The following is a 16,547-nucleotide window of genomic DNA, read 5'->3' as shown; positions in this document are numbered from 1 at the left end:
CTGGAGGCGCGGGCCGCTTGGGCCCGCGGGTGTGGATCAAAGGTCGTTTTCTAGATACTTCGCATGCTTGGGCAGACGCAGGCTGAACAGGAACGCTATCGCCATCATCAACGTCACGTACCAGTAGAAGGTGTTTTCCATGCCGACCGCTTTGAGGCTCAGGGCTACATATTCCGCCGAACCGCCGAAGATTGCATTCGCCACCGCGTAAGCCAGGCCAACACCCAGTGCACGCACTTCAGGCGGGAACATTTCGGCTTTTACCAAACCGCTGATCGAGGTGTAGAAACTGACAATCGCCAGCGCCAGGGTAATCAGCACGAAGGCCAGGAACGGACTGGTGACGCTTTTCAGGCTGAGCAGAATCGGCACGGTGCACAGCGTGCCGAGTGCGCCAAACCACAGCATCGAGTTCCGGCGGCCGATCTTGTCCGAGAGCATGCCGAAGATCGGCTGCATGCACATATAAAGGAACAGTGCGCCGGTCATGATGTAACTGGCAGTCTTGGCCTGCATGCCGGCGGTATTCACCAGGTACTTCTGCATGTACGTGGTGAAGGTGTAGAAAATCAGCGAGCCACCGGCGGTATAACCGAGCACGGTGATGAACGCGGCTTTATGGTCGCGAAACAGCGCGCGAATGCTGCCGGCGTCCTTGTTTTCGCGCATTTCCTTGCTGGTGGTTTCTTTCAGCGAACGACGCAGGTACAACGAAACCAATGCCGCCATGGCACCGACCACGAACGGAATCCGCCAGCCGTAGGCACGCAGGTCATCCTCGGTGAGGAACTGTTGCAGGATCACCACCAGCGACACCGCCAGCAACTGCCCGCCGATCAGCGTCACGTACTGGAACGAGGCGAAGAAACCGCGCTGGCCCTTGAGGGCGACTTCGCTCATGTAGGTGGCGGTGGTGCCGTATTCGCCGCCCACCGACAGGCCCTGGAGCAAACGGGCGAACAGCAGCATGATCGGCGCCCAGACCCCGATGTCCTTGTAGGTCGGCAGACAGGCGATGAGCAACGAACCGAAGCACATCATCAGAATCGATATCAGCATCGAATTCTTGCGCCCGTGCTTGTCCGCGAGACGGCCGAAAATCCAGCCGCCAATCGGGCGCATCAGGAACCCGGCGGCAAAGACGCCCGCGGTGTTGACCAGCTGCACCGTGGGGTTGTCGGACGGGAAAAAAGCCGGCGCGAAATAGATCGCACAGAAGGCGTAGACGTAGAAGTCGAACCATTCGACGAGGTTGCCCGACGATGCGCCGACAATGGCGAAGATCCGCTTGCTGCGTTCTTCGCCGGTGTAGAGCGCTGCTGGAGCTGTAGTTGGGGTTGTCATTATTTTGTTCACTCAATGGGGACAGTGAGAGTCTAGACACACTTTGCAACAGTCCCGTTCCGCAGATAGTTCAGCGACGCGATTCCCCCTGTGGGAGCGGGCTTGCTCGCGAAAGCGGTGGATCAGTCGACGGTGATAGAGACTGACACGACGCCTTCGCGAGCAAGCCCGCTCCCACAGGGACTTACGGTGTACTCAATAATCGAAGAACACCGTCTCCGCATCAGTGCCCTGCAGAATCACATTCCACTGATAAACACCGCTCGCATCCTGCTTGGCCAGCAAGGTGCCGCGGCGCTCGGCCGGCACGCATTCGAGCAGCGGGTCGTTCACGTTGGCCGGCTCGCCATCGAAGTAGATCCGCGTCAGCAAGTGCTTCACCAAACCACGGGCGAACACCAGCACCACCAGGTGCGGTGCCTGGGTCGTGCCCTTGAGGCCTTCGACCGTGCCCGGCTTGATGGTGGTGAAACGGAAGCGCCCTTCGGCGTCCACCGGTACCCGGCCAAAGCCTTCGAAGTTCGGGTCCAGGGGTTTGTCCTGATCGTCTTCAGGGTGGGCGTACTTGCCGGCGGCGTTGGCCTGCCAGACTTCCAGCATCGCGTCGTTGACAACATCACCGTTGCCATCGACCACTTGCCCGGTGATCGCCACGCGCTCGCCCAGGGTTTGTTCGACGGTCAGGTTTTCGCGATTCAGCCAGGTCAGGCCGATGTGGTAGTACGGCCCGACGGTGTGGGACGTGGTCGCAGTCAGCGTCATCTTATTTCTCCATCGGCGTGGCGTCGCGGCCGCGCAATACGATGTCCCAGCGATACCCGAGGGCATAGGAAGGGATGGTTTTTTCCAGATCGAAACTGGCGATCAAACGCTCCTTGGCACTGGTATCCGGCACGCAGTTGTAGATCGGGTCGTACGCCAGCAGCGGGTCCCCGGGGAAATACATCTGCGTGACCAGGCGCGTCAGGATGCTCGGCCCGAACAGCGAGAAATGGATGTGCGCCGGACGCCAGGCGTTGTGGTGGTTACCCCACGGATACGCGCCAGGCTTGATGGTCTGGAACTGGTACCAGCCATCGGCGTCGGTCACGGTACGGCCGGTGCCGGTGAAGTTCGGGTCCAGCGGTGCGTCGTGCAGGTCCCGGGCGTGGTTGTAGCGACCGGCGGCGTTGGCCTGCCAGATCTCCACCAGAATCCCCGGCACCGGCAGACCGTTTTCGTCCAGCACACGGCCGTGGACGATGATGCGCTCACCCTGAGGCTCTCCCTCGTGCTGGGCGGTCAGGTCGTTGTCCTTCTCGTTGATGCGCTCGGCACCCACGGTAGGACCGGTGATTTCCGACAGCGAATGCGGCAAGAACACCAGCGGTTTGGACGGCGAGCGCAGGTTGGTGGATTGATAGGTCGGGTGCAGGTAGGCAGGCTGGGTGCCTTCCTGCGGGCGACGGTAACCAGGCTTGTCAGTCATGAAACATTCCTCTGTTCTTATAAGTCTTTTCGAGCGCGTCAGACGCGCTCGATCGCCAGGGCCAGACCTTGGCCGACACCGACGCACATGGTCGCCAGACCTTTCTTGCCACCGGTTTTTTCCAGCTGATGCAGAGCAGTCAGTACCAAACGCGCACCGCTCATGCCCAACGGATGGCCCAAGGCAATGGCGCCACCGTTCGGGTTGACTTGAGGTGCGTCGTCCGCCAGCCCCAGTTCGCGCAGCACCGCCAAGCCCTGGCTGGCGAACGCTTCGTTGAGTTCGATGACGTCGAAATCGCTGACCGCCACACCCAGGCGTTCGGTCAACTTGCGCACCGCTGGCACCGGGCCGATACCCATCACCCGAGGTGCAACACCGGCGCTGGCCATGCCCAATACTTTGGCGCGAGCGGTCAGGCCGTGCTTTTTCACCGCTTCGGCCGAGGCCAGGATCAAGGCCGCCGCGCCGTCGTTCACGCCAGAAGCGTTGCCGGCGGTGACGGTTTTGTCCGGGCCATTGACCGGTTTGAGTTTGGCCAGGGTTTCCAGGGACGTGTCGGCGCGAGGATGCTCATCCTGGCTGACCACCGTTTCACCCTTCTTGTGGGCAATGCGCACTTCGACGATTTCTTCGGCGAAAAACCCAGCTGCTTGCGCGGCAGCGGTGCGTTGCTGGCTGCGCAGGGCGAAAGCGTCCTGGTCTTCACGGGACACTTCGTAATCGTCGGCGACGTTGTCAGCGGTCTGCGGCATCGCATCCACACCGTACTGGGCTTTCATCAACGGGTTGATGAAGCGCCAGCCGATGGTGGTGTCTTCCAGCTTCATGTTGCGCGAGAACGCAGCGTCGGCCTTGCCCATCACGAACGGTGCGCGGGACATCGATTCGACGCCACCGGCAATCGCCAGCTCCATTTCGCCACTGGCGATGGCGCGGAACGCGGTGCCGATGGCATCCATGCCCGAAGCGCACAGGCGATTGAGTGTCACGCCAGGAATCGATTCCGGCAGACCCGCCAGCAGCAGCGCCATGCGCGCCACGTTGCGGTTGTCTTCACCGGCCTGGTTGGCGCAGCCGAGGAACACCTCGTCCACTGCGTTCCAGTCCACCGACGGGTTGCGCTCCATCAGGGCCTTGATCGGTACGGCGGCCAGGTCGTCGGCGCGAACCGCCGACAGGCCTCCGCCGAAACGGCCGATGGGGGTGCGAATCGCGTCGCAGATATAAACTTCACGCATCATGCTTCTCCTGGTGCTTGGCCGTGGGCCGCTGCGGTGCGGGCTTCCAGATCGCGCAGTGCGGTCAGCTCGACCTCAGTCGGCTCGGCGGTGGTGTCGACGTTGTCGGCAAAACGGATCGGCCAACCGGTAGCCGCGACCACTTGCTCGCGGGTCACGCCCGGGTGCAGTGCAGTGACCACAAATTCGTGGGTGCCGGTTTCCGGCTCCATGATGCACAGGTCGGTAATGATCCCTACAGGACCTGCGCCCGGCAGACCCAGACGCTTGCGTGAATCACCGCCCTCGCCATGGCCGACCGACGTGATGAAGTCGAGTTTGTCGACGAAGGAACGCGACGACTGCTTGAGGATGATCAGCACGCTCTTGGCGGAACCGGCAATCTCCGGCGCGCCACCGGCACCTGGCAGGCGCACTTTCGGTGCGTGGTAATCACCGACCACGGTGGTGTTGATGTTACCGAAACGGTCGACTTGCGCAGCACCGAGGAAACCGACGTCGATACGCCCGCCCTGCAGCCAGTAGCGGAAAATCTCACCGGTCGGGACCACGGTATCAGCGGTTTCCGCCAGTTCACCGTCACCGATCGACAGTGGCAGTACGCTCGGCTTGGCGCCGATCGGGCCCGATTCGTAGATCAGGACCACGTCCGGCGAGGAGGTCAGGCGCGCCAGGTTGGCCGCTTTCGACGGCAGGCCGATACCCACGAAGCATACAGAACCGTTCTTCAGGCGGCGGGCCGCAGCGACGGTCATCATTTCATTGGTGGTGTAAGTCATTACTTCGCCTCCGAAGCGGCGGCCAGTTTGGCCTGGAACTCGCTGAAGTCAGCGCTGCCATGGATGTACTCGTTGATCCACGCGGTGAAGGTTTCACGGTCGCGGGCAATCGGGTCCCAAGCCTGGTAGAAACGGTTGTCACGCTCGTTGTAACCGTGGGCATAGGAAGGATGAGCACCACCAGGGACGTGGCAAACCGCACTCAGGGCCCAGGTTGGCAGGACACAGGAGTTCATCGGCGCGTTCAGGTCATCGACGATTTCCTCAACGGTGACGATGCAGCGCTTGGCAGCCAGCGCAGCTTCTTTCTGCACGCCGAGAATGCCCCACAACAGCACATTGCCCTTGCGGTCGGCTTTTTGCGCGTGGATCACGGTGATGTCCGGGCGTACCGAAGGCACGGCAGCCAGCACTTCGCCGGTGAACGGGCAGGTAACGGACTTGATCAGCGGGTTGACCTTCGGCAGGTCGGAACCGGCGTAGGCACGCAGCACTGCGAACGGCAGGCCGGATGCGCCAGCGACATAGGCGTTGGCCAGGTCGGCGTGGCTGTGTTCTTCAATTTCCAGGGCGTGGGGCCACTGCTTTTCGACGGCGTCACGCAGACGATGCAACGAACCGACGCCAGGGTTGCCGCCCCAGGAGAAAATCAGCTTGCGAGCACAACCGGCACCGATCAACTGATCGTAGATCAGGTCAGGGGTCATCCGCACCAGGGTCAGGTCTTTCTTGCCCTGGCGAATGATTTCGTGACCCGCTGCTGTCGGGATCAGGTGAGTAAAGCCTTCGAGTGCGACCGTATCGCCGTCGTTCACGAATTGCTTCACCGCGTCGTGCAGCGAAAGAATTTCAGCCATTGGGGCAGGCTCCCATTTTTTATTAACCAACGTGGTGAAAAGGCGCCGATGCGCAGCGCCGGATTGGTTAAAGATTAAGCTCCTGCCATACGCCAAACAATCCGATAATCGACTGAGTGTTCGTTTATCGAACACATTGTTGTCAGGCTACCGTTTCTGAAAACTGCTATCAGGTCGCATCCGCATGACTGACCACGCCTTTAATCAGCACCGCCGCAGTCGCCAAAGCCGCCGGAATCACCAGTGCCGTCAGCACCTGCTCGAAATTCCAGCCCAGCCCCAGCAGGGTCGCACCCATCCATGCCCCCAGGATCGCGCCGAAACGGCCAATCCCGAGCATCCACGACACCCCGGTGGCACGTCCTTGAGTCGGATAAAACCGCGCCGCTAGCGACGGCATCGCCGATTGAGCACCGTTGACACACATACCGGCCACCAGCACCAGGGTCGCCAGGAGGGTGATATTGCCCAGGCTCTGCCCTACCGCGTAGGCAAACACCCCGGCCAACAGGTAGAAAGTTCCGATGACCTTGTGCGGATTGAAGCGATCCATGGCCCAGCCTACACCTACCGCGCTCAACACCCCGCCGAACTGGAACAGCGCGCCGATGAACGCGGCCTGCTCCATGCTTGCGCCACTGTCGCGCATCAGGGTTGGCAGCCAGCTGGTCAGCAGGTAAACGATCACCAGGCCCATGAAATAGGTCAGCCACAACAGCAAGGTGCCGACGCTGTAGGTGCCGCTGAAGATCACGGCAAACACGTTGCGCGCCTTCACGGTTTTCTGTTCCGGCACGCTGAAGCTCGATGCCTGGGCCACCACCTTCGGATCGATGGGCGCCAGCGTCTTGCGTACTTTGTCGGTGCCGCGATTACGCACGACAAGGAAGCGCGCTGATTCCGGCAACCAGAACAGCAACACGACGCCGAGGATCAACGGGAGGATCCCGCCGATCAACAGCAGGCTGTGCCAGCCGAACGCCGGAATCAGCTTGGCCGAAATGAATCCGCCACCGGCCATGCCCAGGTTGAAGCCACAGAACATGCTGGTCACCAGCAGGGACTTCTTGCGCTCCGGGGTGTATTCCGACAGCAACGTGGTGGCGTTCGGCATCCCGGCACCCAACCCCAGGCCAGTGAGGAAACGCAAGACCAGCAACTGATCGACATTCGTGCTGTAAGCCGACGCCAGGCTGAATGCACCGAACAAGAATACGGCACCCACCAGTACTACTTTTCGCCCGAAACGGTCAGCCAAAGGACCGGAGCCCAATGCGCCGAAGACCATGCCGATCAGCGCCGCACTCATGACCGGGCCGAGGCTGGCGCGATCGATGCCCCAATCCTGGGACAGGGCGGGCGCGATGAAGCCCATGGCCGCCGTATCGAGGCCATCGAGAAAGACGATCAGGAAACACAGGATCACCACTCGCCACTGATAGCGCGAAATGGGCTGGGCATTGATGAAGGACTGCACGTCGAGGCAGTTACCTACAGCAGACTGGGGCTGGTTCATTATTTTTATTCCGCGCAAAAATACACAGTCGAACAGGTGCCAACCGAAGGGTTGGCGCAGCCGCGACAGTAATAATCTGCAGGAAACAGCGTCAATTCACTAAAAGCGACTCCGTGCGATTATCGAACAACTTAGGTGAACAGCTGGGTGCTGAGGTCACGACTGGCACTCAACAGACCGGGCAGGAAACGTTGTTCAAGCTCGCTGCGACTGACCCGGCCGGCGTGGGTACTGACGTTGAGCGCCGCGACCACCTGACCGGAAGCGTCGTACACCGGGACGGCGATCGAGCGCAGTCCCTGTTCCAGTTCCTGATCGACGATGCACCAACCCTGTTGACGTACTTCCTGCAGGCATTCGAGCAAGGCTTCGGGGGTATGAATGGTTCGACTGGTCTTGGCTTGCAGGTCGGCGTGGTCGAGATACTCGCGCAACGACGTGTCATCGAGGGCTGCGAGCAGGATCCGGCCCATCGACGTGCAATAGGCCGGCAGGCGCCCGCCCACCGAAAGGTCGACCGAAATCAGGCGCTGGGTGGTCGCCGAGCGGGCGATATATAGAATGTCATCGCCTTCCAGGGTGGCCATGTTGCAGGCCTCATGGAGTTGCTCGCTCATGCGGTCCAGGTACGGTTGCGCAGAAACGGCCAGCGGCGTCGAGGACACATAGGCATGGCCGAGTGTCAGCACTTTGGGCAGCAACGAATACGTACGGCCATCGGTGGTGGCATAACCGAGCTTGATCAACGTGTGCAGGCAACGTCGAACGGCGGCGCGGGGAATTTCCGTGCGATGGCTGATCTGCGCAATGGTCAGGTGCCGCTTGCGCTCCTGGAAGGCTTGCACCACGGCCAGCCCACGCGCCAGCGAGGTCATGAAATCCGGATCACCGGTCAGGGCCTGGATCCGCTTGGCAGGTGAAGCAACGATCGGCGGTGCCACCGAAGCGAAGGAGTTGCGCAGTTGATCGTTCATAACAAGGTCCTTTTCCCGGACGGATCGGCGAGCTATTACAGGGCACTGGCAGCTGGGCACACAAGCCCGGCCCTAAGACACTGGGCGATTATCGAACCATTGCTCGATAATCGCAATCCATGCTGCTCATGACGCAACCGGTCATGCAGCCATCAGTACATGTACTTGCGCAGGCGCTGCAGACTCCAAGGCGCAATGTAACTGTCTTTAGTTGTGCGACTTAATGGCGCCAGCAAAAAGACATCGCCGTACAGTGGCATCTTCCATGCCCAAGTTGCCAGTAACGGTTATGGATAAAAAACAATCACACATCAAGATCCACTTTTAACTCTATCGTGATAGTGTTCTGTCAATCGCTCGCTATAATGTAATTCAGTAGCCATTCGGATTTTTATTGGCCGATACCGCTACCCGGTGGCGCGATGTTCCATCGCCGCTCTCCACAGCAAGCACCTGACGCCCATTGCATCCGCATGGCGCCAACGCGCTCGCTGAAACAGGATCTGATGCTACGTCAGCTGTTTATCTCTGGTGCCGTGGCCGCCTGCAACATGGAAGTAAAGATCGCACTGTCGCAAAAACGATGCCTGCAAGGGCTTTTTGCATTCGACGTGTGCGGTCAATACATCAGTGCAGCGCGTTTCACCAGAATTCATCTCAACTCAATCAGGTAGCACCGTGACAAAAGACGAACTGCGCGCGGAACTTGAGCGCCAGGAACAACGTTACAAGGAAGTTTACGGCGGGGAAGTCACCACCTACGCCGCCCAGCCAGAACCGGAACGCAAGCCATGGCGCAAACGTGCCACCGTTCAGGATCAGGTTTTCAAGCAAGAACTGGAAAAAATGGAAAAGGAACTCAAAGCCGAGGAGCCATGATGGCGTGGGCTTGAATACCTGCCGGGGTCTGCATTGCATCCGTTAAAAGCGGAATGTATGGATGTTGCCTTTTGCGCCCGCTACGAGCGGGCAGCGGCCGCCTTGCCCACCGGACGAGGTTGAAGGCTCGAATCTGACCCTTTTTTCAGAAATTTCATACAAGCATGCTCACACCCCCTACAGGTGAGGCAAACCCCTGTGCCTGCGGGCTTTCCAAAGAAATTCAATCACTTGCAAAACCCTGAAATTCACCGGGGTTACGGGCACCGTTGCAAAATAATTCGTTGAAGAATGTTACCGATGAGCAGCAAGTGCATCGATTTCCAGTCTTTTCTGGCATAATCGCGCCCCCTTATGACCGGGTCAGAAAACCTTCATGATCGATTTATTCAGCGGACTGGATGCTTGGGTGCTTGTGAGCCTCTTGCTCGCCCTGGCTTTTGTCCTCGCCTTCGAGTTCATCAATGGATTTCATGACACCGCTAACGCGGTAGCCACTGTTATCTACACCAAAGCCATGCCTCCACATCTGGCGGTGTTCTTTTCCGGTGTGTTCAATTTCCTTGGCGTATTGCTCGGTGGCGTTGGCGTGGCGTATGCCATTGTCCACCTGCTGCCGGTTGAACTGCTGATCAACGTGAACACCGGCCACGGCCTGGCAATGGTTTTCTCGCTCCTCGCAGCGGCCATCACCTGGAACCTGGGCACCTGGTACTTCGGTATCCCGGCCTCCAGCTCCCACACGCTGATCGGTTCGATCCTCGGCGTAGGCCTGGCCAATGCCCTGATCAACGATATTCCGCTGGCCGACGGGGTGAACTGGCAAAAGGCGATCGACATCGCCATGTCGCTGGTGTTCTCGCCCATGGCAGGCTTCCTGATCGCCGCGCTGATACTGATCGGTCTTAAATGGTGGCGTCCGCTGTCGAAGATGCACAAGACGCCGGAACAGCGCCGCAAGATCGACGACAAGAAGCACCCACCGTTCTGGAACCGCCTGGTACTGGTGATCTCGGCCATGGCCGTGAGCTTCGTGCACGGCTCCAACGATGGTCAGAAAGGTATCGGCCTGATCATGCTGGTGCTGATCGGTATTGTGCCGGCGCAGTTCGTACTCGACCTGAACAGCACCACCTACCAGATCGAACGTACCCGCGACGCGACCTTGCACTTGAGCCAGTTCTACAAGCGCAACGCCGACTCCCTGGGCGAGTTCCTGGCCCTGGGCAAAAGCTTGGAAGGCGATTTGCCGGAGAAGTTCCGCTGCAACCCGCAGCAGACCGAACCGACCATCGACGCACTGCTGGGCACCCTTAAAGGTGTAGCTGACTACCACTCGCTGTCGTCGGAAAGCCGCATCGAAGTACGTCGCTACCTGCTGTGCCTGGACGACACGGCGAAGAAAGTCAGCAAATTGCCAATCCTGGGCGCCCGTGAAAAGGCCGACCTGGACAAGCTGCGCAAGGACCTGACCACGACTACTGAATACGCTCCGTTTTGGGTCATCCTGGCGGTCGCACTGGCCCTGGGCCTGGGTACCATGGTTGGCTGGAAACGCGTGGTACTGACCATCGGCGAGAAGATCGGCAAGCAAGGCATGACCTATTCCCAGGGCATGTCGGCGCAGATCACCACCGCGAGCCTGATCGGCATGGCCAACATCTTCAGCCTGCCGGTGTCCACCACCCACGTCCTGTCTTCGGGTGTGGCCGGCACCATGGTCGCGAACAAAAGCGGCCTGCAAGGTGGCACGGTCAAGACCATCCTGCTGGCTTGGGTCCTGACCCTGCCGGCGACGGTCGCCCTGTCGGCCGGCCTGTTCTGGCTGGCTTCGAAGGCGCTGGGTAGCTGATACGCAGCTCTACGAAAAAGGCGCGCTCCGTGAGGACCGCGCCTTTTTTTGTTGCCCTGATCTGCCAAACACCACAAATCAACTGTGGGTTTGGTGTCCACCTTCCAAATCGCAGGCAAAAAAAAGGGCAACCGAAGTTGCCCAAAATGCCTTGCGTGCTCATTGCATCCAGAAAGACCTACGGCTTTTTGCGCTTGTGCGAGTCTTTCCAGATAAAAAATCCGAACCCTGCAAAAAATACCAACATGAGGCTGACGGTCAGCACTCCGGCGATCACCACGTTGTCGAAAAACATGACGCGTCTCCTGCAGTTGCCCTGTTGCGATGGAGCCAAGGTAACCAATCGGGCAGGAGAGAATATTGACCGGGATCAATGTTGCCCGGGGCCGGGCATAGAAGGAGGGGAAAACTGACCTGCATCAATCAATGCAGGGGGACTCAACGCTTTTTAGGTTTGTTCTTCGGCTTTTTCTTCGCCTTGCCCAACGGCATGGCCTGCTCAAACGCCTGGCGCACTTCATTCAGGCGCTTGTCGTTGAGGTCATGGACACGCTTGGCGCGTTCGGCATTAAGGTCGATCAGCTTGTCATCTTGGCTCATGGCGTCAGTGCATCGCTTGAAATGAAATTCAGTTGCCGCAGGGTTCGGCAGGATTGTGCCAATAATGCGGTCTGGCGACGGCGCTGACCAGCCATCGGCTCAAATCTCGATATCGACCCACAGACCCTGGCGAGGCTGGCCTTCCATCAACGGAGCCACCGGCACGGTGTTGTCGGCATTGAGTTCGTTGCCCGGGATCGGCAGGTGCGCCTCTGGGTCCTCGTCGGCCTCACGCCGGCGTCTTTGCTGCTCCTGCTTGCGCCGCTGCTCCTCGCGCAACAGCAAGGCGGCCTCCTCCGGATCACGATTTTGCAGGTCGATGGTGCTGTCGCTGGCACTCTCCTGCATCGGCACGACGGGCGCGATATCCGGACGCGGGCGGACCGGGTCGTGCTGTGAAGTGATCGGCACGGCACTCAAGGGGAGCATCGGTGGCAGCATATTTATCAGTCTCCTGTCAGCAGGCTGTCGGCCGCAGCGGCGGCGACTTGAGCCATCGGTCGCAAACTGTGCCTCTATCGGCACGGCGGGAACTGTCACAGGCTACGATTTGTTCAGCCTGGCCAGATCAAAAGATCGCAGCCCAAGGCAGTTCCTGCACAGGTATTCCTTTGGTCTGGAGACCTGATTCCGTTAAGATAGCCCGCTTTTTCAAGGTGGGAGTCAGGCAGCATGGCGCAGCAGTATCAACCGGGGCAACGCTGGATCAGTGACAGCGAAGCGGAGCTGGGTTTGGGCACCGTTCTGGCACAGGACGGCCGCTTGCTGACCGTGCTCTACCCGGCCACTGGCGACACTCGCCAGTACGCGCTACGGAATGCGCCCCTCACACGTGTGCGGTTTTCGCCGGGTGACACCATCACCCACTTCGAAGGCTGGAAACTGACCGTACGCGAAGTCGACGACGTCGATGGCCTGCTGGTCTATCACGGCCTCGACGGGCAGAACGAAGTGGTCACCCTGCCGGAAACCCAACTGTCGAACTTCATCCAGTTCCGTCTCGCCAGCGACCGCCTGTTCGCCGGGCAGATCGACCCCCTGGCCTGGTTCGCCCTGCGTTATCACACCCTGGAACACACCAGCCGCCAACTGCAGTCGTCGCTGTGGGGCCTGGGTGGCGTGCGTGCGCAACCGATCGCGCACCAGCTGCACATCGCCCGCGAAGTGGCCGACCGCATTGCGCCACGGGTTTTGCTGGCCGACGAAGTGGGCCTGGGTAAAACCATCGAAGCCGGCTTGGTGATCCATCGCCAACTGCTCTCGGGTCGCGCCAATCGTGTGCTGATCCTGGTGCCGGAAAACCTCCAGCACCAGTGGCTGGTGGAGATGCGCCGCCGCTTCAACCTGCAGGTCGCGTTGTTCGACGAAGAACGCTTCATCGAAAGCGATGCCTCCAACCCGTTCGAAGACACCCAGCTCGCCCTGGTGGCCCTGGAGTGGCTGGTGGACGACGAGAAAGCCCAAGACGCGCTGTTCGCGGCCGGTTGGGACTTGCTGGTAGTCGACGAAGCGCACCACCTGGTGTGGCACGAAGATCAGGTCAGCCCTGAATACTCCCTGGTCGAGCAGCTTGCGGAAACGATTCCGGGTGTCTTGCTGTTGACCGCGACCCCGGAACAGTTGGGCCAGGACAGCCACTTCGCGCGTCTGCGCCTGCTCGATCCGAACCGCTTCCACGACCTGGCAGCCTTTCGCGCCGAGAGCGAAAACTATCGCCCGGTGGCCGAAGCCGTACAGGAGCTGCTGGAAAAAGGTCGCCTGTCGCCGCAAGCCCATGAAACCATCCACGGCTTCCTCGGTAACGAAGGCGAAGCCCTGCTGAACGCCGTCAACGATGGCGACACCGAGGCCAGCGCCCGCCTGGTGCGCGAACTGCTGGACCGCCACGGCACTGGCCGTGTGCTGTTCCGTAATACCCGTGCCGCGGTCCAGGGTTTCCCGGAGCGCAAACTGCACCCTTACCCGCTGCCGTGCCCGGACGAATACCTCGAATTGCCCCTCGGCGATCACGCCGAGCTGTACCCGGAAGTCAGCTTCCAGGCCCAGCCGGATGCCAGCGAAGAAGAGCGCTGGTGGAAATTCGACCCTCGCGTCGAATGGCTGATCGACCAGCTAAAAATGCTCAAGCGCACCAAGGTGCTGGTGATCTGCGCCCACGCCGAAACCGCCATGGACCTCGAAGACGCCCTGCGCGTGCGTTCCGGCATCCCGGCCACGGTGTTCCACGAGGGCATGAACATCCTCGAGCGTGACCGCGCCGCCGCCTACTTCGCCGACGAAGAGTTTGGCGCGCAAGTGCTGATCTGCTCGGAAATCGGCAGTGAAGGCCGCAACTTCCAGTTTTCCCATCACCTGGTGCTGTTCGACCTGCCATCGCACCCGGACCTGCTGGAACAACGTATCGGTCGTCTGGACCGGATCGGCCAGAAGCACACCATCGAACTGCACGTGCCCTACCTGGAAACCAGCCCGCAAGAGCGCCTGTTCCAGTGGTACCACGAAGCCCTGAACGCGTTCCTCAACACCTGCCCGACCGGCAACGCCCTGCAACATCAGTTTGGCCCGCGCCTGCTGCCGTTGCTCGAGGAAGCCGACGATGGTGAATGGCAAGCGCTGATCGACGAAGCCCGTACCGAGCGCGAGCGCCTGGAAGCCGAACTGCACACCGGCCGTGACCGCTTGCTGGAGCTCAACTCTGGTGGTGCCGGTGAAGGCGATGCGCTGGTCGAGGCCATCCTTGAGCAAGACGACCAGTTCGCCCTGCCGATCTACATGGAAACCCTGTTCGATGCATTCGGCATCGACAGCGAAGACCATTCGGAAAACGCCCTGATCCTCAAGCCGAGCGAAAAAATGCTCGACGCCAGCTTCCCGCTGGGTGACGACGAAGGCGTGACCATCACCTACGACCGCAACCAGGCGCTGTCTCGCGAAGACATGCAGTTCATCACCTGGGAACACCCGATGGTCCAGGGCGGCATGGACCTGGTGCTGTCCGGCTCCATGGGCAACACCGCGGTGGCCCTGATCAAGAACAAGGCACTGAAACCCGGCACCGTGTTGCTGGAACTGCTCTACGTCAGCGAAGTGGTTGCCCCGCGCTCGTTGCAACTGGGTCGCTACCTGCCGCCAGCTGCCCTGCGCTGCCTGCTCGATGCCAATGGCAATGACCTGTCGGCCCGGGTGTCGTTCGAGACCTTGAACGATCAACTGGAAAGCGTGCCGCGCGCCAGCGCCAACAAGTTCATCCAGGCCCAGCGCGATCAGCTGACGCCACGGATCAACGCCGGCGAAGACAAGATCTACCCACGTCACGCCGAACGCGTGGCAGAGGCGCAACGCCGCCTGGCCGCCGATACCGAGGAAGAACTGGCACGCCTGACCGCGTTGCAAGCGGTCAACCCGACCGTACGCGACAGCGAACTGGTTGCCTTGCGCAAACAACGCGAACAAGGCCTGGCCATGCTCGACAAGGCTGCGCTGCGACTGGAAGCGATTCGGGTGCTGGTGGCGGGTTAAGCCCCTGCTCCACCGCGTGAACATAAAAAGGCCCGCAGCGATGCGGGCCTTTTTATTTACCTGAGTTTTGTACTGATCGTTCCCACGCTCTGCGTGGGAATGCAGCCTGGGACGCTCCGCGTCCCTTTCGAGAGCTGGAACGCAGAGCCTCCCTTGAGACAAGCCCACATAGGAGATACCCAGTCATTGCGCAGGATGTTTCCGACAGAGGCATAGGAACACCTCGGCCACTTATATAGCACAGTGGCGATTACATTTAATTTCGGCTTTTTTCCTACTTTTAAAAAGAGATTTCCGACGCAACTCTCGGACCCACTTGGCCAAAAAACCAATTAGCATGGAAGTGTGAAGTACACCTCCCCCACATCAACACTCTTTAATTAAAAATTATCGACGTGAGCAATTAAAACCCAACGCCTCGCAATAACAGCTACACATAAAGGATATTTAAATATGAGTAATGGAATAACTCTCCCACCCCTTGTCACCACAGCTACAGCCCCTGGCTATTCTCCGCCATCTGGCGGCGGTACTTGGGGCGCGCCGAATCCAGCATTGGTTTTCACTGCACAACAACTAGAACGGAACAATTACTACGCCCAAGGTCTGTGGCGTGAGATGATCATAAAAATCACCAAGGAACAGGAAGCCTCTATCAGAAACGGAGTAGCCTTGAGTATTGTTAGCTCTATTGTGCGTGACATGCAGGCAATCCCCTTTGCCGATAACTATATCTGCTTGAACCCGAACATATCACCCGCTCAAGCATTGTATTATGCGACGAATAACTTTAAGGCTGGATCTGTTCCGGAATCCAAAGGGTTATCAGGGGGACTACTTACTCCAGTATCTGCTTTAGGGCATTTCCTTTACGGAAAAGGTGTTGCCGCCGAGACGAACATCAACAGTTTGGGATTGGACCTATCAGGTACGAGGATTCCGATGCTGGAATCGGCATTCACCCAGGCGCCAATGGGTCGAACACCAATAACGCTGGATAAGGTACCGTACAACACAGGCTCTAACTCATGGCATACCGAGGCATGGCTTGGTAATATCACTTTAAAAATCGAAGGCACAGTCACGAAAAATGAAAACGGAACTTTATCTTTCACTGGTGGCGCACGAGCTTACAACGATGTATACGACGCAAATCCAAGCACCTTTCGCGACGCAGTAGGTGAAAATTCTACTCGAATACTCGCAACTGTTGAAAAATTCTTGAATGCCCAGCCGTATGAAATAGCTATCAAAGGGACAAATGTAATAAGCATAGAGCGCTAATTATCAAGAACATCTTTCCAAGCCCTGCATAACTCAAACAGTCAAACCAGCCTCATAGCACCCGTCACCTTCATCAGGAAAAGCGCAGACCATGCCCCCCTACCAACGGTTATTATTATCCATCTTACTGTTCATCGGGGGATGGTTCTGCTTGTTTAATGCAGCTATCCGCCTTCCAATCAACTCGCAAGACCTTTCTGACACAGAAGGTTTATCATTAGTTTTATTACTTGT

16 protein-coding genes are annotated in these 16,547 nt (G+C 59.1%); 5 read left to right on the top strand and 11 right to left on the bottom strand.

Annotated elements, in window-relative coordinates; all coding sequences use genetic code 11:
• Positions 1 to 36: 36 nt before the first annotated feature.
• From OH720_RS06495 to pcaR, 8 genes are all read right to left on the bottom strand, one after another.
• Complete coding sequence (locus OH720_RS06495; protein ID WP_272604952.1) at positions 37 to 1,344, bottom strand: MFS family transporter; 1,308 nt, start codon at positions 1,342 to 1,344, stop codon at positions 37 to 39.
• 195 nt (positions 1,345 to 1,539) lie between these two features.
• Positions 1,540 to 2,106 carry a protocatechuate 3,4-dioxygenase subunit alpha gene (gene pcaG, locus OH720_RS06490; RefSeq protein ID WP_272604951.1) on the bottom strand — a complete coding sequence of 189 codons (567 nt, stop codon included), beginning with the start codon at positions 2,104 to 2,106 and terminating at the stop codon, positions 1,540 to 1,542.
• A 1-nt stretch (position 2,107) separates the two neighbouring features.
• On the bottom strand, positions 2,108 to 2,812 hold the full coding sequence (pcaH, locus tag OH720_RS06485; protein WP_008056872.1) for a protocatechuate 3,4-dioxygenase subunit beta: 705 nt from the start codon (positions 2,810 to 2,812) through the stop codon (positions 2,108 to 2,110).
• Between the two features lie 38 nt (positions 2,813 to 2,850).
• Positions 2,851 to 4,056 (bottom strand): 3-oxoadipyl-CoA thiolase, encoded by a 1,206-nt coding sequence (pcaF, locus tag OH720_RS06480; protein ID WP_177325070.1) that lies wholly within the window; start codon positions 4,054 to 4,056, stop codon positions 2,851 to 2,853.
• The gene (locus OH720_RS06475; RefSeq protein WP_180203119.1) at positions 4,053 to 4,832 is read right to left on the bottom strand and encodes a CoA-transferase subunit beta; all 780 of its coding nucleotides are present in this window, start codon (positions 4,830 to 4,832) and stop codon (positions 4,053 to 4,055) included. Before OH720_RS06475 ends, pcaF begins: the two co-directional genes overlap by 4 nt.
• Positions 4,832 to 5,689 (bottom strand): CoA transferase subunit A, encoded by an 858-nt coding sequence (locus OH720_RS06470; protein WP_008054173.1) that lies wholly within the window; start codon positions 5,687 to 5,689, stop codon positions 4,832 to 4,834. Before OH720_RS06470 ends, OH720_RS06475 begins: the two co-directional genes overlap by 1 nt.
• Before the next feature lie 169 nt (positions 5,690 to 5,858).
• Positions 5,859 to 7,205: an MFS transporter gene (locus OH720_RS06465; protein WP_272604950.1), complete on the bottom strand. Its 1,347-nt coding sequence runs from the start codon at positions 7,203 to 7,205 to the stop codon at positions 5,859 to 5,861.
• Positions 7,206 to 7,336: 131 nt separating this feature from the next.
• Entirely contained in the window at positions 7,337 to 8,179 is an 843-nt protein-coding gene (gene pcaR / locus OH720_RS06460) for a pca regulon transcriptional regulator PcaR (RefSeq protein ID WP_272604949.1), read from the bottom strand.
• Between the two features lie 422 nt (positions 8,180 to 8,601).
• Here pcaR and OH720_RS06455 point away from each other — a divergent pair, with 422 nt between their 5' ends.
• The 3 genes from OH720_RS06455 (at position 8,602) to OH720_RS06445 (ending at position 10,910) form a co-directional block, all read left to right on the top strand.
• Positions 8,602 to 8,853 carry a hypothetical protein gene (locus OH720_RS06455; protein ID WP_272604948.1) on the top strand — a complete coding sequence of 84 codons (252 nt, stop codon included), beginning with the start codon at positions 8,602 to 8,604 and terminating at the stop codon, positions 8,851 to 8,853.
• A 4-nt stretch (positions 8,854 to 8,857) separates the two neighbouring features.
• Positions 8,858 to 9,058, top strand: a complete 201-nt coding sequence (locus OH720_RS06450) for a hypothetical protein (protein ID WP_008056863.1) — start codon at positions 8,858 to 8,860, stop codon at positions 9,056 to 9,058.
• Between the two features lie 376 nt (positions 9,059 to 9,434).
• Complete coding sequence (locus OH720_RS06445) at positions 9,435 to 10,910, top strand: inorganic phosphate transporter (protein ID WP_008056861.1); 1,476 nt, start codon at positions 9,435 to 9,437, stop codon at positions 10,908 to 10,910.
• Between the two features lie 178 nt (positions 10,911 to 11,088).
• On the opposite strand, the gene ccoM is transcribed toward OH720_RS06445, so the two are convergent.
• The 3 genes from ccoM to OH720_RS06435 all read right to left on the bottom strand — a co-directional run bounded on the left by ccoM (position 11,089) and on the right by OH720_RS06435 (position 11,951).
• Positions 11,089 to 11,205, bottom strand: a complete 117-nt coding sequence (gene ccoM / locus OH720_RS31665; protein ID WP_008056860.1) for a cytochrome c oxidase subunit CcoM — start codon at positions 11,203 to 11,205, stop codon at positions 11,089 to 11,091.
• A gap of 143 nt (positions 11,206 to 11,348) precedes the next feature.
• The gene (locus OH720_RS06440; RefSeq protein WP_008016476.1) at positions 11,349 to 11,510 is read right to left on the bottom strand and encodes a hypothetical protein; all 162 of its coding nucleotides are present in this window, start codon (positions 11,508 to 11,510) and stop codon (positions 11,349 to 11,351) included.
• A gap of 99 nt (positions 11,511 to 11,609) precedes the next feature.
• A complete protein-coding gene (locus OH720_RS06435; RefSeq protein ID WP_008056858.1) occupies positions 11,610 to 11,951 on the bottom strand; it encodes a hypothetical protein in 342 nt (113 codons plus the stop codon).
• Positions 11,952 to 12,182: 231 nt separating this feature from the next.
• Here OH720_RS06435 and rapA point away from each other — a divergent pair, with 231 nt between their 5' ends.
• Together rapA and OH720_RS06425 are read left to right on the top strand one after the other, a co-directional pair.
• Positions 12,183 to 15,029 carry an RNA polymerase-associated protein RapA gene (gene rapA, locus OH720_RS06430; protein WP_272604947.1) on the top strand — a complete coding sequence of 949 codons (2,847 nt, stop codon included), beginning with the start codon at positions 12,183 to 12,185 and terminating at the stop codon, positions 15,027 to 15,029.
• Between the two features lie 453 nt (positions 15,030 to 15,482).
• Complete coding sequence (locus OH720_RS06425) at positions 15,483 to 16,313, top strand: lipid II-degrading bacteriocin (RefSeq protein ID WP_272604946.1); 831 nt, start codon at positions 15,483 to 15,485, stop codon at positions 16,311 to 16,313.
• The last annotated feature ends 234 nt before the right edge of the window (positions 16,314 to 16,547 follow it).

Origin of the sequence: Pseudomonas sp. WJP1, from assembly GCF_028471945.1 — a bacterium.
Taxonomy (GTDB): Bacteria; Pseudomonadota; Gammaproteobacteria; order Pseudomonadales; family Pseudomonadaceae; genus Aquipseudomonas.
This window is presented reverse-complemented; position numbering and strand designations above follow the sequence as displayed.